The sequence below is a fragment of the Aliamphritea hakodatensis genome (assembly GCF_024347195.1).
GTDB lineage: Bacteria > Pseudomonadota > Gammaproteobacteria > Pseudomonadales > Balneatricaceae > Amphritea > Amphritea hakodatensis.
The window spans coordinates 543,958-563,897 of the sequence record NZ_AP025281.1 but is presented as its reverse complement, the minus strand read 5'-3'; the positions used below and the strand labels follow the sequence as shown (position 1 = coordinate 563,897).

At 54.5% G+C, this 19,940-nt stretch carries 18 protein-coding genes; 3 read left to right on the top strand and 15 right to left on the bottom strand.

Annotated elements, in window-relative coordinates:
- Positions 1-7: 7 nt before the first annotated feature.
- The 4 genes from hutH to hutC all read right to left on the bottom strand — a co-directional run bounded on the left by hutH (position 8) and on the right by hutC (position 5,725).
- Entirely contained in the window at positions 8-1,549 is a 1,542-nt protein-coding gene (hutH, locus tag PCI15_RS02480; RefSeq protein WP_271272793.1) for a histidine ammonia-lyase, read from the bottom strand.
- Positions 1,542-3,092 (bottom strand): HAL/PAL/TAL family ammonia-lyase, encoded by a 1,551-nt coding sequence (locus PCI15_RS02475; RefSeq protein ID WP_271272792.1) that lies wholly within the window; start codon positions 3,090-3,092, stop codon positions 1,542-1,544. The genes hutH and PCI15_RS02475 overlap by 8 nt, the downstream gene beginning before the upstream one ends.
- A gap of 87 nt (positions 3,093-3,179) precedes the next feature.
- Positions 3,180-4,850 carry a urocanate hydratase gene (hutU, locus tag PCI15_RS02470; RefSeq protein WP_271272791.1) on the bottom strand — a complete coding sequence of 557 codons (1,671 nt, stop codon included), beginning with the start codon at positions 4,848-4,850 and terminating at the stop codon, positions 3,180-3,182.
- A gap of 113 nt (positions 4,851-4,963) precedes the next feature.
- Positions 4,964-5,725 (bottom strand): histidine utilization transcriptional repressor HutC, encoded by a 762-nt coding sequence (gene hutC, locus PCI15_RS02465; RefSeq protein WP_271272790.1) that lies wholly within the window; start codon positions 5,723-5,725, stop codon positions 4,964-4,966.
- A gap of 165 nt (positions 5,726-5,890) precedes the next feature.
- On the opposite strand from hutC, the gene PCI15_RS02460 reads away from it, so the two are divergent.
- Both PCI15_RS02460 and PCI15_RS02455 read left to right on the top strand, forming a co-directional pair.
- Entirely contained in the window at positions 5,891-7,261 is a 1,371-nt protein-coding gene (locus PCI15_RS02460) for a formimidoylglutamate deiminase (RefSeq protein ID WP_271272789.1), read from the top strand.
- A gap of 238 nt (positions 7,262-7,499) precedes the next feature.
- On the top strand, positions 7,500-10,214 hold the full coding sequence (locus tag PCI15_RS02455; protein WP_271272788.1) for a sensor domain-containing protein: 2,715 nt from the start codon (positions 7,500-7,502) through the stop codon (positions 10,212-10,214).
- A gap of 63 nt (positions 10,215-10,277) precedes the next feature.
- Here PCI15_RS02455 and PCI15_RS02450 read toward each other — a convergent pair whose 3' ends face one another.
- The 4 genes from PCI15_RS02450 to yrfG all read right to left on the bottom strand — a co-directional run bounded on the left by PCI15_RS02450 (position 10,278) and on the right by yrfG (position 14,190).
- Positions 10,278-11,825: a phosphoenolpyruvate carboxykinase gene (locus PCI15_RS02450; RefSeq protein ID WP_271272787.1), complete on the bottom strand. Its 1,548-nt coding sequence runs from the start codon at positions 11,823-11,825 to the stop codon at positions 10,278-10,280.
- Positions 11,826-12,127: 302 nt separating this feature from the next.
- Positions 12,128-13,000, bottom strand: coding sequence for an Hsp33 family molecular chaperone HslO (gene hslO / locus PCI15_RS02445; protein WP_271272786.1), 873 nt, complete (start codon positions 12,998-13,000; stop codon positions 12,128-12,130).
- Positions 13,001-13,121: 121 nt separating this feature from the next.
- Entirely contained in the window at positions 13,122-13,547 is a 426-nt protein-coding gene (locus tag PCI15_RS02440; RefSeq protein WP_271272785.1) for an Hsp15 family ribosome-associated heat shock protein, read from the bottom strand.
- Entirely contained in the window at positions 13,540-14,190 is a 651-nt protein-coding gene (gene yrfG / locus PCI15_RS02435) for a GMP/IMP nucleotidase (RefSeq protein WP_271272784.1), read from the bottom strand. Before yrfG ends, PCI15_RS02440 begins: the two co-directional genes overlap by 8 nt.
- A gap of 115 nt (positions 14,191-14,305) precedes the next feature.
- On the opposite strand from yrfG, the gene nudE reads away from it, so the two are divergent.
- Positions 14,306-14,854, top strand: coding sequence for an ADP compounds hydrolase NudE (gene nudE, locus PCI15_RS02430; protein ID WP_271272783.1), 549 nt, complete (start codon positions 14,306-14,308; stop codon positions 14,852-14,854).
- Between the two features lie 10 nt (positions 14,855-14,864).
- Here the strand turns inward: nudE and PCI15_RS02425 are convergent, their stop codons facing one another.
- The 7 genes from PCI15_RS02425 to dapF form a co-directional block, all read right to left on the bottom strand.
- Positions 14,865-15,146 carry a hypothetical protein gene (locus PCI15_RS02425; RefSeq protein ID WP_271272782.1) on the bottom strand — a complete coding sequence of 94 codons (282 nt, stop codon included), beginning with the start codon at positions 15,144-15,146 and terminating at the stop codon, positions 14,865-14,867.
- Between the two features lie 105 nt (positions 15,147-15,251).
- On the bottom strand, positions 15,252-16,112 hold the full coding sequence (locus PCI15_RS02420; RefSeq protein WP_271272781.1) for a VOC family protein: 861 nt from the start codon (positions 16,110-16,112) through the stop codon (positions 15,252-15,254).
- A gap of 69 nt (positions 16,113-16,181) precedes the next feature.
- Positions 16,182-16,694, bottom strand: a complete 513-nt coding sequence (locus tag PCI15_RS02415; protein WP_271272780.1) for a hypothetical protein — start codon at positions 16,692-16,694, stop codon at positions 16,182-16,184.
- A 34-nt stretch (positions 16,695-16,728) separates the two neighbouring features.
- Complete coding sequence (locus tag PCI15_RS02410) at positions 16,729-17,436, bottom strand: HAD family hydrolase (protein WP_271272779.1); 708 nt, start codon at positions 17,434-17,436, stop codon at positions 16,729-16,731.
- Positions 17,429-18,385, bottom strand: a complete 957-nt coding sequence (gene xerC / locus PCI15_RS02405; RefSeq protein ID WP_271272778.1) for a tyrosine recombinase XerC — start codon at positions 18,383-18,385, stop codon at positions 17,429-17,431. The genes PCI15_RS02410 and xerC overlap by 8 nt, the downstream gene beginning before the upstream one ends.
- 2 nt (positions 18,386-18,387) lie before the next feature.
- Positions 18,388-19,083 (bottom strand): DUF484 family protein, encoded by a 696-nt coding sequence (locus tag PCI15_RS02400; protein ID WP_271272777.1) that lies wholly within the window; start codon positions 19,081-19,083, stop codon positions 18,388-18,390.
- Entirely contained in the window at positions 19,080-19,910 is an 831-nt protein-coding gene (dapF, locus tag PCI15_RS02395; RefSeq protein WP_271272776.1) for a diaminopimelate epimerase, read from the bottom strand. The genes PCI15_RS02400 and dapF overlap by 4 nt, the downstream gene beginning before the upstream one ends.
- Positions 19,911-19,940 lie beyond the last annotated feature (30 nt).

Here is a 19,940-nt window from a genome sequence, read left to right as displayed (position 1 = left end):
CTCCTGTTTAGCTCTGTCCCAGTGAAGGCAACAGCTCTGCCGGCATAGATTCGTTATGCGGTGCTTCGGCAAGCAGGGCATTTGCCTGGGCGATATCCTCAGCAAAATACCGGTCCTGATCATAGAAAGGCACTCTGGCACGTAGTGCTGACTTGGCCTGTTCCAACCGCTCGGAGGTTTTTACCGGTGCCCGGAAGTCCAGCCCCTGCGCGGCACTGAGTAACTCAACCGCAAGAATCCCCCGGGTATTTTCAGCCATATCCCGTAAACGCCGGCCGGCAAAAGTAGCCATGGATACATGGTCCTCCTGATTGGCAGACGTCGGTAAACTGTCCACCGATGCGGGATGCGCCAGCGTTTTGTTCTCACTGGCCAGCGCCGCAGCGGTTACCTGCGCGATCATAAAGCCGGAGTTCACCCCGCCGTTATCCACCAGAAAGGGCGGCAGGCCGGACAGACCGCTGTCTATCAGCAGGGCAATCCGCCGCTCTGCCAGCGAGCCGATCTCAGCAATGGCCAGCGCCAGATTATCCGCCACCATCGCCACCGGTTCAGCGTGGAAGTTGCCGCCGGAAATAATGTCATTTTCAGCGGCACAGACTAAGGGGTTATCCGATACGCCATTCGCCTCGATAACCAGTACCTGCGCAGCATGCCGGATCTGATCCAGGCAGGCTCCCATTACCTGTGGCTGGCAGCGCAGGGAATAAGGATCCTGCACTTTTTCACAGCCCACATGGGAATCCCCCAGCTCGCTGTTATCACTCAACAGGCTGCGATAGGCCGCTGCTGTATCGATCTGACCAATCTGACCACGGGCGGCATGAATCCGCGGATCAAACGGCCGCCGGCTGCCCAGCGCGGCTTCCACCGACAGTGCACCACACACCACGCCGGACGCGAACAGATCTTCCGCATGAAACAATCCTTCCAGCGCAAAGGCAGTGGATGCCTGCGTACCATTGAGCAATGCCAGACCTTCTTTGGGGGCCAGTGTCAGCGGTTCGATACCGGCGATCGCCAGTGCCGCCTGACCGGAAATTTCTTCACCTTTATAACGCGCCCGGCCCTCACCCAGCAGCACTGCACTCATGTGCGCCAGCGGCGCGAGATCCCCTGAAGCGCCTACCGAACCTTTACTGGGAATGCAGGGAAACACTTCGGCATTCAGCAGGCTGATCAGCGCTTCAATCACGGTCAAACGCACACCGGAATAGCCCCGAGCCAGACTGTTAATCTTCAGCACCATCATCAGCCGGACGGTGGCATCATCCATCAGCACACCGATACCGGCAGCGTGGGACAGTACAATACTGCGCTGCAGGGTTTGCAGATCTTCACTGGCAATCCGGGTATTTGCCAACAGGCCAAAACCGGTATTAATGCCGTACACAGTACGGTCTTCTTCTATTACCCGGTTAACCACTTCAGTACTGGCATCAATCGCCGCCACCGCGGCAGTATTGAGCCCCATCCGCAAGCGCCGGCGGCTGATCTGCCGCAAATCCGTTAGCGTCAGGCTGCCGGGAATCAGTTGTAACTCAAACATGTTCAGTGTCTCCTATACCTGCCTGATGCTCCAGCGCCTGAAGCACCTCCGGATCAGCCAGTAATGCATCTAATTGCTGAATATCTTTTGCCACCCAGCGCTCCCGGGTGTAATGCGGAATATGCTGGCGAATACGCTGCCAGAGTAACTGGCCACCCCGGCTGAACAGATGCTTGTCCTGCGGGTGATCGGCAGCAATAAAATCAAAGGCCTGGGCAGCGCACATCAACTCAATAGCCAACACTTTCTGTAAGTTTGACTGCTGCTTAAATAACCTTAAAACCGCGCTGGTGCCAAAGCTGAGATGATCTTCCTGCAAGCCTGAAGTGACATAGTTATCCACCGATACTGGCTGCGCATGACGGCGATTCTCCGCACTCAGGGATGCACTGACATACTGCACGATCATTAAACCGGAGCTGATCCCGCCTTCATCGGTCAGATACCCCGGCAACCCGCTGATTTGTGGATTAAGTAAACGGTAAGTACGCCGCTCGCCCGCCGAGGTCAGTTCAGCCAGTGCCGGCGCCAGTCCGTCGCTGGCCAGCGCAAGGCTTTCTCCGTGAGGGTTGGCCTGAGAAACCACCCGGTAGCCGCCATCTTCCTCCAGAATCAGGGGATTATCCGTGGCAGCGTTCAGTTCCCGGTTAACCAGTTCACTGAAATGTTGCCACTGCTGACGGCAGGCGCCTTGAATCTGCGGAATGGAGCGCAGGCTGAGGGCATCCTGGGTCCGCTGGCCCTGCCGGGATTCCAACCAGCGACTGTCTTTAAGAAAACCACGTAAACGACGGCCCACAAGGCTGACCTGCGGCGAAGCCTTTAATGCCAGATTAGCTGCTCCCAGAGCCGCCAGTTGCCCGCCACAGGCTTCAAAGCTCAGTGCAGCACTGAGATCAGACCAACCCAGTAAATGCTCACTGTCGGCGGCCACCAGACACGCTAACCCGGTCATACAGGGGGTACCGTTCACCAGGCTCAGGCCGTCTTTCGGCCCGATTTCCGGTACTTGAATGTCCGCCTGCTGAAACGCCTCGGTTGCCGGTATCAGCTGCCCCTGGTACTCGACTTCGCCTACCCCCAGCAGCGGCAGGGCGATATGTGCCATATGGGTCAGATAGCCGACTGACCCCTGCTCCGGCACCTGCGGGGTCACGCCATTATTTAGCATTGCCAGCAGTGCCGTGACAATGTCCGGGGATATGCCGGAATACCCGTGACTGTAATTGGCAATGGCCGCGGCCATAATCGCCCGGACCTGACGCCGTTCCAGAACAGGCCCCACACCGCAGGCATGATTCAGAATCGTCCCCCGCGACATTTCGGCCAGCTCTGCCGGTGCCAGCAGATGATTACAAAGGTCTCCCAGCCCCGTCGTAATACCGTACGCCCGTTCACCGCGCTCAACCATATCTATGACGGCGCTGCGGGCACGCGCCATCCGTTGCCAGCGTTCCTCGCTGATGTCCAGCGTTGCACCATCAGCCACGGCCAGCAGGTCCTGCCAGCACAGCCGCTGATCAAATATCACCTTTGCCTGCATACTCATTCCATTATTATTGTTTTGTGCCTCACCGCTATCGGACCGGCACTTTTAATATAGATTTCAGAAACAAACAGTTACAGGTATTTAATCCAGCATTGGCAATTTCAGCCCCTGCTCCTTCGCACAGGCAATCGCTTCAGAATAACCCGCATCCGCATGGCGCATCACACCGGTGCCCGGATCATTGGTCAGCACACGGGCAATTCTTTCGTCCGCCTCTGCGGTGCCGTCGCACACAATCACCATGCCCGAATGCTGGGAAAAGCCCATGCCAACACCGCCGCCGTGATGCAGTGATACCCAGGTTGCCCCTGAAGCGGTATTCAGCAGAGCATTCAGCAAAGGCCAGTCTGATACCGCATCGGAACCGTCACGCATGGCTTCTGTTTCACGGTTAGGGCTGGCCACCGAGCCGGAATCCAGGTGATCACGACCAATCACTACCGGGGCAGACAACTCACCGCTGCGCACCATTTCATTGAAGGCTAAGCCCAGCTTTGCCCGCTGCCCCAGTCCAACCCAGCAAATACGGGCCGGTAGCCCCTGAAACTGAATCCGTTCACGGGCCATATCCAGCCAGTTATGCAGGAGTTTATCGTCCGCGATCAGTTGCTTAACTTTCGCGTCAGTTTTATAAATATCGTCAGGATCGCCGGACAGCGCCGCCCAGCGGAACGGACCTATGCCCCGGCAAAACAGCGGCCGGATATAGGCGGGCACGAATCCCGGGAAATCAAAGGCGTTATCCACACCTTCCTCAAGGGCCATCTGGCGGATGTTGTTGCCATAATCAAAGGTAGGAATACCCTGTTGCTGAAACGCCAGCATGGCACTGACCTGAACCGCCATAGACTGCTTGGCCAGCCGGGTAATTTCAGCCGGTTCGGTATCGGCCCGGCGACGATACTCTTCCCAGCTCATCCCCTGTGGCAGATAGCCGTTCAGCGGATCATGGGCCGAGGTCTGATCGGTAACCATATCAGGGCGTACGCCCCGTTTAACCATTTCCGGAAGAATGTCAGCGGCATTGCCACACAGGCCGACCGACACAGCACGCCCCGCAGCACAATGTGCTTTAATCCGGGCCAGCGCATCATCCAGATCCGTTGCCTGTTCATCCAGATAACGGGTCCGCAGGCGGAAGTCGATCCGGCTTTGCTGACACTCAATGGTCAGCGAACAGGCACCGGCCAGTGAAGCCGCCAGCGGCTGAGCACCGCCCATCCCGCCAAGCCCGGCGGTCAGAATCCAGCGGCCACGCAGATCGCCGTCGTAATGCTGACGCCCGGCTTCCACAAAGGTTTCGTATGTCCCCTGTACGATGCCCTGACTGCCGATATAGATCCAGGAACCGGCGGTCATCTGGCCATACATTGCCAGCCCGCGGGCATCCAGTTCATTAAAGTGTTCCCAGTTAGCCCAGTGTGGTACCAGATTTGAATTGGCGATCAGCACCCGGGGGGCATTTTCATGGGTTTTGAATACCCCAACCGGCTTACCAGACTGCACCAGCAACGTCTCATTAGCCTCCAGCTCTTTCAGGGTTGCCACCAATTTGTCATAGCTTTCCCAGTCCCGTGCGGCACGGCCAATGCCTCCGTAGACCACCAGCTCATGCGGGTTTTCAGCCACATCAGGGTGCAGATTATTCATCAACATCCGTAACGGCGCTTCTGTCAGCCAGCTCTTGGCATTCAGTCGGCTACCGGTCGGCGCGATAATATCCCCTTCACGGATTCGGTTAAGAGTGGTCATGGCATGCTCCTGCAACACGTAAACTGTTTATTTTAAAACTAGCATACATGTATATACAACTTAAAATCAAACACTGTCACTGCGCTTTTTAAGCATAGCGGATCAGAGAGATTTCAGGTGCTGCGTCCGAAATGGCCAAATAACTGGAAGCGACTCCCCGGAGACAGCAGCCGGGCACTGGCCACCAGCTCCCCACGGGACCAGGTGCGGCGCTGAATCTGCAGGCAGGGCTCAGCCACATCCATCTGCAGCCATACTGCCTGCTCAGCGGTCGCCAGCACCGCTTCCACCAAATGCTCACCTTCCGTTAAAGGGGCAATCCGGCTCAGATACGCCGATGGTGTGATGGCCGTAAAATCCTGTTGAAGGTATTCCGGTGCCAGCTCGGCATTAATCACCCGGGATTCAAGCTGGATCGGCAGCTGATTTTCAAAGTGCAGTAACAGAGAACGGAATACCGGGTGCCGGGTACGCACGCCTAACCCGGTTGCTTCCTGTTGCGAAGCCTGCGCCCGCTCCAGACACAGCACTTCAGCCCGGTGCTGATTACCCCGACTGGCTATTTCTTCTGCAATATCATGAATTTCCGATAAAGCGGACGGCAGCTTCTTTTCTGCAACAAAGGTGCCTACCCCCTGCTGGCGCTGCAGAATGCCTTCCGTCGTCAGCTCCCTTAACGCCCGGTTTGCCGTCATTCTGCTGACTTCAAGCGCTTTCACCAGCTCGGCTTCAGAAGGTACCCGCTGTAATGCTGCCCAGCTACCGTCCCGTACCCGGCTGGCAATTGCCTGCTTCAGTTGTTCATACAAGGGACCGTTCCCTTCTGTCAGGCTTGTTTTCAGTTCATCGGCTAAATGTTGAGACTGCTGGCGCATCCGTTACTCCGCTGGCGTTTTAACAGCACAGAATGAAAATCCATCACCCTCTGCCGGTTTAAGCATCACTGAATTATACGGCAAAAGCTTGCAACACCAAGACAAAAGGTTGTATATACAAGATAAACAATAAACAAATACGGATTTATCCGTCGCGGAGCCAGCATGTCTCACCAAAGGTTCTTTGCCCCTCTGGCCCTGCTGCCTGACGGCTGGCAGGAAAACGTTCTTATAGAAATCAGCCAGGGCCTGATTACCCGGGTGGCAGCAAATCAGCCCCAGCCAGCAGACGCCTCCCTGTTAAACGGCCCGGTATTACCGACCATGGCCAACCTCCACTCCCATGCTTTTCAGCGGATTATGGCCGGCCTGAGTGAGGTCAGTCTGGACCCGGATGATAATTTCTGGAGCTGGCGGGACACTATGTACAAGCTGGTTGCCCGGCTCACCCCGGATGATGTGGAAATCATTGCCACCGAGCTGTACATCGATATGCTCAAAGCTGGCTACGGGCAGGTAGTGGAATTTAACTATCTGCACCACGCGCCCGGCGGGCAACCGTATGCTGATCCGGCAGAAATGAATCTTCGCCTGCTACAGGCTGCAGACACAACCGGGCTTGGCATTACGCTGGCCCCGGTCCTCTACAGCTACGGCGGGTTCGCAGAGCAGCCCTGCAACGAGGCGCAACAACGCTTCCGGCACTCAACCGGTGAATATCTGAGATTGCTGGAAAACCTGTCCCGGCAAACAGCCTCTGCGCCCCTGACCCGGCAGCTGGCCCTGTGTTTCCACTCAATCCGGGCGGTTACCGCAGAACAGATCAACCGGGTACTCGGTGCACAGCAGCAACCTTTACCGGTACATATCCACATCGCCGAACAGCAAAAAGAGGTCCGGGACTGCCTGGATCATTATGGCCAGCGACCGGTGGAATGGCTGTTCAGCAACACGGACGTCACACCGGACTGGTGTCTGATTCATGCAACGCACCTGGACCCTGCCGAGATCAGCCAGCTGGCCCGCTCCGGCGCCGTTGCCGGCCTGTGCCCGACCACGGAAGCTAATCTGGGGGACGGTATATTTCCCGCCCAGAGCTTTTTCGCAGAACAGGGACGCATCGGCATCGGCTCAGACAGCCACGTGGGTTTATCGGTAGCAGAGGAGTTGCGCCTGCTGGAATACGGACAACGGCTTCAGGCGCGGCAGCGTAACCGGCTGTACACTTCTGAACAGCCCGCTGTCGGAGACTATCTGTTCAGCGCCTGTCTGGCAGGCGGCGCTCAGGCTGCAGGTATAGAAAGCGGCTTGCGTCCCGGTGCCCGGGCGGATTTCATGACGCTGGACAACGGACTGGCAGAAATCGCCGGCGCGCAACCGGCACAGTTACTGAACCGCTGGATTTTCGCCTGCCGGGAAAACCCGGTGAAAGATGTCTATATCGCCGGACAGCAAAGAATTTTTGCCGGACAACACCCCTTACAGCAACGCAGTCGCGAAAATTACATCGCCCTGCAGCGACGCCTGCAGCTCTGACGCCCGCTGATATCTCCCCGGCCGCCCTGCAAAGTTATCTTGCAGGCCGCTGTAACCTCATATAATGGGGACTTGGCCGCTATTAAAACAAACGATTGATGTGCTAAAACTTTATCTGTATGGCAGCGGCTGAACATCAGCCGCGACAGCCAGCTCAGGATGAGCGTAAGGGCAACCATGCCGGAAACACTGTTACAGCGCTTCCGGCCTGATCAGATAATTACTCACGGACTGCATCATGACCTCAACACTGAAGGCGACTCACCTGCTTAGCATCATGCTATATGCCTTCACTGTCGGCCTGACACAACCGGCTTACAGCCAGACCGACATGCCAACGTTTAATCAGGCGTTCGACCAACACCCTGCCACCATGCTGTTAATTGATCCGGACACCAACCGTATCGTGAATGCCAACGCCGCTGCGGCAAGCTTCTATGGCTACTCGGAAACCCGGCTGGAATCAATGACCGTGGCAGACCTGAACATGCTGACACCGGAACAGGTTGCTGCAGAAGTTAAACTGGCCCGGCAGGAAGGCCGGCGGTTTTTTATATTCCGGCATTCAATGTCCGATGGCAGCAACCGGAAAGTAGAAGTCCGTACCGTGCCGCTGAATATTGACGGGCAGGTTTTACTGTACTCCATTGTCACGCCGGTCACCGCAAATATGGACAAGGTCATCAGCCATTATCAGGATCAGCTGGAAGCCATGGTTGATGTCCAGACCGACCAGATAGCCTCAAAGAGCCGTCAGGTTATCTGGGCCATGGGAGGCTCAATTGCCTTACTGCTGATACTCATAGTCCTGCTCTATAAATCCATGCGCCGGGGCCAGCAAGCCCGCCGCAAGGCAGAAGAAAATGAAGCCACCCTGTCATCCATTTTTGACGGCATTTCTGACGCAATCATCTGTGCAACGCCGGACGGTAAAATATTTAACGCCAACCGGGGCAGCGAAGCCCTGTTCGGCTACCCCCTGAATGAGCTGATATCCGGTGATGCACAGATGCTGTATAAACAGGCTGCCGACGCCGATACCTATCAGGATCTGCAGTACTCAGAAGACAGTCATAACCCTGCTATTTACGAAACAGAGTACCGCCGCGCAACCGGCTCCTCATTCCGCGGCGAAACACTGGCGACCGTCATTGCCGACCCGCAGGGAAATCCGCTGGGATATATACGGGTCATCCGGGACATAACCGAGCGAAAAAAATCTCACGAAAAGCTGCGGCTGGCTGCCAGTGTGTTTAAACACACCAGCGAAGGCATCATGATTATCAGCCCACAGGGAACCCTGCTGGACACCAACGATGCCTACACCCGGATCACCGGTTACAGCCACAATGAAGCCATCGGCCAGAATATCCGTGATCTGTTCTGGGAATTTCACGATACCGATGATGCACAGCGGATGTACCAGTCACTGCAGGAACACGGCCACTGGGAGGGTGAGCTGGAAACAAGTCACGCAAGCAATGGCTCCCGCACCCTTAAGCTGACCATCAACGCCATCAGGGACTCAGAGAAAAGCCTGCGCCAGTATGTTGCGCTGTTTTACGATATCACCGATCAGAAGCTCAAAGATGAACAACTGCGCAGCATCGCGCACTACGACTCTCTGACTAACCTGCCTAACCGGCTGTTACTGGCCGACCGCCTTGAACACGGCATGTTGCAGATAAAACGCCGCGACCTCAGCCTGGCAATTGTATATCTCGACCTGGACGGCTTTAAGGCCGTGAACGATACCTGGGGGCACGAAGTGGGTGACCTGCTGCTGGTCGAAATTGCCCGACGGATGAAGTTCGCTCTGCGGGAAACCGATACCGTTGCCCGCCTGGGCGGGGATGAGTTCGCCGCCATCTTTGTTGACCTGCCCAAAGGGCTGCCTTACGAAATTTATCTCTTACGCCTGTTAAAAGCGACCAATGAACCGGTCTATATCAACAACCTTGAACTGAAGGTATCCGCCAGCCTGGGGGTGACGTTTTATCCACAGCAGGAAGACATTACCGCCGAGCAACTGCTACGTCAGGCCGATCAGGCCATGTATCAGGCCAAGCTGGCCGGCAAGGGCCGCTACCACATTTTCGACTCTGATCTGGCGCGGAATATAAAACATCAGCATGAAGAAATTGAACGCCTGAAACAGGCTGTCAGTAACAATGAATTTGTACTCCACTACCAGCCTAAGGTGAATATGCGCACCGCTCAGGTGTTCGGGGTTGAAGCGCTGATTCGCTGGCAGCACCCGACAAAAGGCCTGTTATTCCCGGCTGACTTCCTGCCCCTGACGGAAGAACATTCACTGGCGGTGGACATTGGCGAATGGGTAATCGACGCGGCATTACGCCAGCTCGCACGCTGGCACAGTCAGGGCAACATGCTGTCCGTCAGCATAAATGTCGGGCCCCGGCAGCTGCAACAGGACAACTTTACTGAACGGCTTGAAGCGCTTCTCGGCCGCTACCCGCAAATTGATCCGGGTTATATTGAACTGGAAGTGCTGGAAAGCAGCATTATCAGGGACTTGAACAAGGTATCCCGGACGATGCACCGGTGTATTAAGTTAGGGGTCAACTTTGCGCTTGATGATTTCGGTACCGGTTACTCATCCCTGCGTTATCTGAAAGACCTGCCCGCCAGTACGGTTAAAATTGACCGGGGCTTTGTTTTCGACATGCTCAGCGATACGGAAGACCTGACGGTTCTTAAGGGCATCATTCAGCTGGGTAAACTGTTCAATAAACAGCTGGTAGCAGAAGGGGTGGAAAGCGTCCGCCACGGTGAAGTACTGCTGTCACTGGGCTGCGATCTGGCTCAGGGCTATGCCATCGCCCGACCGATGCCTGCCGAAGAAATATCCAGCTGGATCGCCCAGTGGCAGTCGCCTGCCCAATGGCTGCCTGCGCCGGAAACTCCGCCGACAGACGTGTTACTGAAGTAACTTTTCAGCAACTTACAGGCACAAAAAAAGGCGCTGTCAGCGCCTTTTTTTATCAGCAGCGAATTAACGCTGAGGACCTGCCAGGATGATCGCTTCAGATACACCGTCAAACTTCTCAAAGTTTGCAGTGAACTGACCGATCAGGTCGTTGGCAGTTGCATCATATGCACCTTTATCTTCCCAGGTCTCACGTGGATTCAGCAGTGCGTTATCAACGCCCGGCACATCCTTAGGAATTGTCAGGTTGATACCTTCCAGGTGTTCAGTTTCTACGCCAGCCAGTTCGCCATTCTGGATGGCGCTGATAATGCCGCGGGTCGTCGGAATGCTGAAGCGGCTACCAACGCCGTAAGCACCGCCGGTCCAGCCGGTGTTAACCAGGTATACCTGGCTGTCAAACTCTTCAATACGCTTGATCAGCAGATCAGCGTACTCGCTTGCCGGACGCGGGAAGAACGGCGCACCGAAGCAGGTAGAGAAGGTAGACTTAATGCCACCGCCTGAACCCATTTCAGTAGAACCAACCAGTGCGGTGTAACCGGACAGGAAGTGGTAAGCAGCCGCTTCTTTAGACAGGATAGACACCGGTGGCAGTACGCCAGTCAGGTCACAGGTCAGGAAGACAATCGACTTAGGTTCGCCACCCATGTTGGTCGCAGAACGCTTTTCAACATGCTTCAGGGGATACGCGCAACGGCCGTTTTCAGTCAGGCTTGTATCGGCGTAATCAGCTACACGGGAATCATTCAGCGCAACGTTCTCTACGATCGCACCGAAACGGATTGCATCCCAGATGATAGGCTCGTTTTTCTGGCTCAGGTTGATGGTCTTGGCGTAGCAGCCACCTTCCAGGTTAAATACCACACCTTTGCCCCAGCCGTGCTCGTCATCACCGATCAGGTAACGGGACGGGTCTGCAGACAGGGTTGTTTTACCGGTGCCGGACAGGCCGAAGAACAACGTCGTGCTGCCGTCATCGCCGATGTTGGCAGAGCAGTGCATTGGCAGCACGTCTTTTTCTGGCAGGAGGAAGTTCTGAACAGAGAACATGGCCTTCTTCATTTCACCGGCGTAACGCATACCGGCCAGCAGAACTTTACGCTTAGCAAAGTTGATGATCACACAGCCTTCGCTGTTAGTACCATCGCGCTCAGGCATACATTCGAAGCCTGCAGCGTTAAAGATTTGCCATTCTTCTTTCGCTTTCGGGTTGTACTCTTCCGGACGAATGAACAGGTTCTGGCCAAACAGGTTCTGCCAGGCAGTCTCGGTGCTCATTTTTACCGGCAGATAATGATTAGGATCAGAACCTACGTGAACAGTAGAAACGAAGTGTTCGCGCTCGGCCAGATGCTCTTCCACACGGTTCCACAGTGCGTCGAACTTGTCGGCGTCGAACGGACGGTTAATCGGGCCCCACTGGATAGCATCAGAAGTGCTGGGTTCATCAACGATGAAACGATCCATCGGTGAGCGGCCTGTACGCTTGCCGGTCTTTACGACCAGAGCACCAGTATCAGCCAGGGTACCTTCTCCCCGCTGAATAGCTCGTTCTACTAACTGAGCCGGGCTCATATTGACGTGTACAGTGTTCACGGTGTCTTTGCTCATTATTGGATTCCCTTGGCCTTCAGCCAAAAAAAATAATTACCTGGAAAGTTATTCGTCTCCGTGCGCAATCAGTTGTTTTTACAACCAACTACCCCCATGCACAGAGGAGTAAAACGGTTTCGTCCACCTCGGACACTCGTGGGCGGATCTTATTTTTTATAGGACGCGTATTATGTCAAAAAAGAGTCTGAAAAACTATGACTGAGAGCCATTCCTATTTGCTTAATCGCAGGTCCATTAGTCGCTTTCTGTCAGCTTTAACGGGATGAGTTTTCACATCCCGGAATAAGCTGGCCAGCCTGTCAGTGCACCTGATCAGAAGGCTTTACATTGGCAGTCGCAGAAAACATTTGGGTGATATCGGCCTGATCAAACTGATAGTTTTCGTTACAGAACTGACAGTTAACTTCGATCTTGCCTTCTTCGCGGATAATATCTTCCAGTTCGTCCTGGGTGAGATACTGCAGCGCATGGCCGGTTCGCTCACGGGAACAGTCACAGTTAAAACGTAACAGTTCCGGCTCATATAAGCGGCATTCTTCTTCATGGAAGAGACGTCGTAAAATAGTCTCATTGTCCAGGTTCAGCAGCTCATCATCACTTAAGGTGGCCGCCAACTGGCTGAAATGCTCCCACTGATCTTCCCGGTCGCCTTCAACCGGCATCACCTGAATCAGGAATCCGGCCGCCTTGTCAGCCCCTGTTGCCAGATGAATCTGGGTTGGCAGTTGCTCAGAACGGGAGAAATACGCTTCCAGACACTGACTCAGATGATCACCTTCCAGCGGCACCACACCCTGATAGCGCTTGCCACCTTCAGGCTCAATGGTGATAACCAGCTGGCCGTCCTGAATCAGCTCTCTCAGATCGGCTTCTTCCGGCAACTCACCTTCAAACCGGGCAATGGCACGCAAATCACGCTGGTGATTACACTCAGCCATCAGCGCTTTCACACTGTGATTACCCTGCGCCTGCAGCGATAAACGCCCTTCAAACTTCAGGGTCGCGCTCAACAGGCTGACCGCCGCCATCATTTCACCCAGCACATTCCGGATAACCTGCGGATAGCCGTGACGCTGCATCGCTTCCTGAAATGAAGCTTCAACACCGGCCACAACACAGCGGATGTCGGCGTTATCAAAAAGGACCCGTTGAATCTGATCTGGATTGCTCATGTTACTCTCAAACAAACATACAATAATAAAGCTGACGTCGCGCAATCACCGGACGGATTACTGGCAGCCGGAAAAAAATAAGGGCGGCATTCTAACACATTACTGTACGAAAAATGTGCGGCTACTGATCCTTAAACTGCATTATCCGCCGGCGGTCACGCTTATTAGGCCGTACGTCAGGTCCCAGATTACCGCGCATGGCTTTACGCTGTTCAGCTGTCAGCTCACGTTTAGCCTGACTGTCCGGGGTTTCGCTGTAAAGTTTCTGGGCTTCCGGCGCACCCCGCCGCTGTCCTGAGATCTCCACAATAACAACCGTCTTCTCATCAAAGCCCTGACGAATCACCAGCTGCGCACCCACTTCTACAATCCGGCTGCATTTAGCCCGCTGGCCTTCATAGTGTACTTTGCCGCCTTCAACAGCCTGCTTGGCAACCGCACGGGTTTTAAAAAACCGTGCGGCCCACAGCCATTTATCCAGACGAACTTTTTCATCTGCACCTTTGTCGGCAGCCCCTTTAGTCTTTGCTGAAGTCTGTTTAGCCACGGAAAATCTCGTCAAAGTGATGGATGGCAGCGAAATCATCAATTTCGCGTTTCGGTTGCTGACTATCCGGCTGGTAAATACTCAGCAGGTAACCGATGCCGAACTGGCGGGCAGATTCCAGCACCTGCAGACTGTCATCCACCAACAGCGTCGTGGCCGGATTAAACGGCTCAACCTTTTGCATTTCGTGCCAGAACTGCGGATCTTCTTTCGGCAGGCGGAAATCATGGGAAACGATAATATCGTCCACCAGCGTATCCAGCCCGGTTTCCTGCAATTTCAGATTCAGCCCGTCACGGTGGGCATTGGTCACAATCAGTGTACGCATCTGCCGCGCCCGCAGGTGAGCCAGGAAATCTTTCACATGCGGCCTGAAGGAGATTTTTGCCCGAACTTCCTGCTTGAGCTCTGCGACATTGATCTTCAGCTCACTGCTCCAGTAGTCCAGACAGTACCAGTTCAGCGTCCCCCGTTCTTCGCGCAGGCGCTGAAGCAGCCATGCCCGGGTTTCAGCAGCATCGGTCTGATGCAGCTGGGCATAACGCATCGGTACATGTTCAAGCCAGAAATAGGTATCAAAGTGCAGATCCAGCAAGGTGCCGTCCATATCCAGCAGCACGGTGTCTATATTTTGCCAATCCATAGGAAAGTTACAGCCAGAGAGTTAATATTGTTGCCAGCAGCTATCAGTATAATCCACCATAGCTCACTCACGAAGTACCCGGTCAGCCCCGGTACCATTAAGGAAGCGCAAGAGTATGCCCGTAAAGCCTGAAATATTGAAGATCAGCCAGCCATCACAAAGCCGGTTATTCAAAGTCGAAGCGGTTGATTTACGTTTTTCGAACGGCGTGGAACGCACCTATGAACGTCTGGCAGTCCGTGGTAACGGCGCTGTTATGATCGTCGCCCTTGATGATGCCGACAATATTATCCTGATCAAAGAGTACGCGGTGGGCGTTGAAGATTATCTGCTCACCCTGCCCAAGGGTCTGATCGATCCGGGCGAAGATGCGATGATTGCCGCCGACCGGGAACTCAAGGAAGAAGCAGGCTTTGGCGCCCGCAACATTATCAGCATCAAAGAGATGACTTCCGCTCCGAACTATATGGGCCACAAGATCACCACCGTGCTGGCCCGGGATCTGTACCCGTGCAGACTGGAAGGCGATGAGCCCGAAGAAATGGAAGTGGTCCGCTGGCCGCTGGCGCAGCTGGATGAACTGTTTGCCCGGGATGACTTTTCCGAAGCCCGTACAATTGCCGCGCTTTATATGGTCCGTGACCGACTGCAAAAAGGCTGCTAAAGCGTCGCCATCAGGGGTTAAGGCACTGCTTTGACCCGACCCGGACAATGCCCTCTATTTTCTGCTGCATGGCAGGATCAGTCACCGTCTGGTTCATAATCTGCTGTACTTCACGGTCACTGAAGTGCTTATGAACATAATCTGCAAGGCAACTGCACTGAGCATCTGTCGCCCCCTCAGAGGTCATACAGGCATCTTTAAAAGGCTGCCAGGTGCTCGACGTCAGGTATTGGGTTTTCATGGTATACACCACTAAAAGTACCGCGCTGATCCAGAGAAAAATCTTACCCACACAAGCCACCGTTATTATTATTTTTTACATACAGTCAGGCGTCCTATTCTTTCAGAAGCACGCCCTTGCTGTGAGAAGACTTTAGTCTATACCGGCAAAACACTGTTACTCGACACAGATCTGTCTGACATCTATCCGGTAACCGTCCGGGTCAAAACATACCGGCGCTTCTGCTATCGTCTGATCCGTCAGCGCCAGCAGCCCCGCCTCATTCGTCACCAGTTCGATGCCAGCAAAACCGGTGTCGGCAGAGACATCATAGGCAAATGCATCCTGCAGTTCCGTGCCCCAGTTATGCTGTAACTCAATGAGTGTATAAGGCCGTTGCCAGAGCCATTCACGGTTACCCACCGCACAGACATCATCTTCAGGCAAAACCTCATCACTGTAGCCGAGGAAATACAGAGTAAAGCCGGCAAACTCAACGTCCTGACGGGACAGCAAACGCATCCCCAGCTGTTCATAAAATGCCACACTGGCCTGAGGATTTTTAACCCGGTAAGTAATCAGTGAGAACACCGCTTCGCCCCCCAGTGGGTAGCGGTTATCCCGGGAACCGGGCCGGTGATTAGCTTCAAAGTGATGCTGGATCAGCTCAACACAGTGACCGTCCGGGTCATTAAGGTGGCACAGATAAGCAACATCCGGGACCTGACGGGCCGGTGTCACCTCAATGCCTTTTTCTGTCAGACATGCCCGGGCAATATCCACATCCGCAACTGCCAGGGCAATTTTCCAGTAACCGGCCGGCAAAGTGCCGGGTAAACGCTTAAAGCCCTCGTTTTCAATCAGTTCCAGCAGAGTGGGCGGTGTACTTCCTGAGTCCCTCACATAGCCCAGCAAACAACAGCGCTGGCCTTGCTGCTGATACTGACTCACCAAAACCATGCCCAGACAGGCCTGATAGAACGCGGTGCTGCGGGCGAGGTTCGCCACCTGTAAACTGTGTTTATGAATATGACGCATAGCCGTACCTTGCTGAAACAGGGGATACTTGATCAGATATACAGCAGCAAACCGGGGCCGGCCTTGCCGTTAATGGGTAATGATATCAACCGGTTCCGTTACCGGAAGCGTCGCTGCCAGATGCCAGTCAGCCGCCTGCATAACCTGATGTAACATATGTTCAAACGAGTAACGCTGGCTGGGAGGCAGGGTCAGGGTCAGCCCTTCGCCGTCCGCCGGTAACATCACCAGCTTCACCACTTTACCATCAATCTTGACATCAATACGCTGAATGAGAATACCCTCTTCACCCAGCGGATAAAAATCTATAGCAGCCTCTTCGAAGGGGGTATCAAAGTCGGCGCTCTGAATCGCCCCCTGCTTCTCCATATCCCCCAACACCTGACGCTGATCCGGGGCAAGATGGCTGTCACTGTTCTCGGTCGGGAACTCCTGTTCAACAAACAGATTACTCATGCGTAACGCTAACCGGCGCGTCCACCAGGCACGGTATTCCCTGCCCTGATCGGTCGCCCGGATCAGAATCCGGTCTTCCGCCGAATCATAGGTCATGTTTATCTGGTTACGTAACTGGCCTGACATAAGTATCCCTTTTATTTCCGGCTACCGGCGTGTCCTACCCGCGGGTACGGATCGCGGCTACCGCATCAAACACCTCACTTAAACAGGTTACCACCTGATCAGCAGTTTCACCTGTTTTATGAGTCTGTTGCTGTAAATTCACCCAAATAGTCCGGATGCCCAACTGCTGGGCACCGGCCACATCATGATCGGGGTTATCTCCGATATGAATCACTTCAGCAGGCTGTAACTGTTCACTGGCAAGCATCTGCTCAAACATCGCAGGATGAGGCTTTTCATGGCCGACCATGTGCGCATTCAGCGCGAAATCAAACCATTCGCCAAGCCCTGCCCGGCCCACTTCTGCGTTACCGTTACTCAGAGCCCCTATCCGGTACTCCTGCTCTTTCAGCGCACTGAGCATGTCCGTCACATGCGGAAAGAAAGTCACTTCATTACGGGCTGCCAGAAATATATCAAACGCCGGAGGGACAAGCTTTTCTATTTCCGCCTCACTGTAACCGGCCTGACGCAGGCCGATTTCAAGCTGCCGCAAACGAATCAGCGTTACGCTGTGGGCGGTTTCAGGATAGGCTTCCAGCACCTGCTCACGCAGGGCAGGAAAGTCACTGACGGCATGCTGCCGGGTAAACCCCGGGGCATGCTCATCCAGCCAGCCATAAAGCGTGTTATTGGCATGGGTAATGACCGGATCAACCGCCCAGAGGGTATCGTCCAGGTCGAAAGTAATACATTTAATCATTGCTGTCCTGTTTGTGTTTTTGACGGGCAGACTGGCGCTTTGCCCGGGGATGCGCCTGATCGTAAACATCCAGCAAATGCTGAAAATCCAAATGGGTATACACCTGAGTGGTCGCGATATCCGCATGGCCCAGTAACTCCTGGACCGCCCTCAGATCACCGCTGGACGCCAGCATATCACTGGCAAACGAGTGCCGCAGACGGTGCGGATAGACCCTGCTGTCACTGCCCTGATACTCCCCCCAGCGTGCCAGCCGCAACTGCACACTGCGGGTCGAGATCCGGCCACCCCGCTGGCTGACAAATACCGCCATTTCTTCCGGTCTGGCCAGCTTATCACGGCATGCCAGCCAGTGCTCCAGCGCATCCATCGCCTTACGGCCAACCGGCAGCAAACGCTCTTTGCGTCCTTTACCGGTCACCCGCAGACTGGCATCCTGAAGATCAAGATCATAGAGATCCAGACTCACCAGTTCAGCCAGCCGCATGCCGGATGAATACAGTAACTCCACCATCGCATGATCCCGCCGGCTGAGGGGATCTCTCCCTAACGGTTTATCAAGTAAGCCGGTCAACTGGTCCGGATCAAGCACCTGAGGTAAACGTTTCGGGCTTTTCGGGGCACGGATTCCGGCTGTAGGATCAGCCTTGGCTAACCCTTCACGGTGCAGATATTTATAAAAGGTTCGGATCGCCGACAGGGCACGCTGAATGCTTTTCCCTCCCAGCCCCTGATGATGCACCGCAGCGACAAAACCACGGATGTGCAGGGGTAAAACCTTATGCCACGGGGATTCATTCAGGCTGAAAACCTGTTGCGACTGCAGGTATTCCCACAGCCTTTGAAGGTCACGCCGGTAGTTATCCAGCGTGTGAGGAGACAGCTGCCGCTCGGCGCTCAGATAGGCAAAAAAACCTGACCGCGCCTGATCCGGCAACTCAGCCGTCAAGCTTAGTCCCCGGTCCGGCGTAATATATGGGAAACAACCCGGCTCAGCACCTGACCAATGTAATCCAGAAACAGGGTTCCCTGATTACTCTGGAAGTATTCGCTGTCATAGCTGCCAATCGCCAGCAGGCCAATGGTTTCACCCTTCACCAGCGGTACCGCGGCAGCGGACTTCACTTTAAAGGCATGCTCTTTAAACAGCAGTTCATTCTGCAGTTCGGTCAGGTTGCCGCAGCTGGTCTGAGAGCTGTTTGCCAGCCCATCAATCACGGCAGCATCTTCACGGGGCATAATCCGCAGGTTATTCACATCGTCCCGGGCAGGGCCGAACAGCAGTAACGCGGTGGTATCACTGTGAAATTCTTCACACAGGCATTCTTCGACCGCCACTGCCACGTCATCCAGGGTTTCTGCTTCCAGTAAAGAAACCACCATCTTTTTGGTTTTCTTAAACTGGATTTCATTTTCCCGGGCGACCCCCACCAGATCACTCAGATAATCATACAGCTCACGGTTTTTTTCCCGTAACAGAGATGTCTGCCGCTCAACCAGAGAAACGGTGTTGCCCCGCTGATGGGGCACGTACAGTTTCTCCAGCAGTTGTTCATTTCCGGTAAAAAAATCCGGATGCTGCTTCAGGTAATCAATAACCTGCTGTTCAGATACTTCGCTCTGAACGTCGACTGCATCAGCTGTCATAAATAAATCTGCCCTTCAAATACCGTTGTTGCCGGTCCGGTCATCATTACCGATGAATTATTACCCTGCCAGGAAATACTCAGGCTGCCACCCGGCAGGTGCACCGTAACTGTTTCGTCCAGCAGGCCACGTAACTGCCCGGCCACCACCGCGGCACAGGCACCGGTTCCGCAAGCCAGAGTTTCTCCTGCGCCCCGTTCAAACACCCTTAAGCGCACTTCATCACGGGCAACCACTTCCATAAAACCGATATTGGCTTTCGCCGGAAAATGGGCATGTGCTTCCAGCACCGGCCCCAGCGTTTCAACCGGTGCGGTATCGACTGAATCGACCACCAGCACACCGTGAGGATTGCCCATAGATACCGCACTGATCTCATGAACCGAGCCGGCCGCTTCTATCGGATAAACAGCCGACTGCTCAGCAGACTGAAAAGGGACTTCTCCGGGAACCAGCACAGGGGCGCCCATATCCACTTCAACGTCCTGACTGTCAGTCACCGTCAGATAGATTTCACCTTTCTGGGTTTCAACTGCAATCCGGTCTTTAGCCGTTAAGCGCTTATCCCGTACGAACTTGGCGAAACAGCGGGCACCATTGCCGCAATGTTCCACTTCACTGCCATCGGCATTATAAATGCGGTAACGGAAGTCCATATCAGGATTCGTCGGCGGCTCAACAATCAGTAACTGATCAAAGCCCACGCCGAAATTACGGTCAGCCAGCTTTGCTACCAGCGCAGAATTCAGCCTGATCTTCTGGGTTACCATATCCAGCACCAGAAAATCATTTCCCAGGCCGTGCATTTTTGTAAATCGGACTAACATAGTGTTCTCTTACTTGGTGTAACTGCCCGG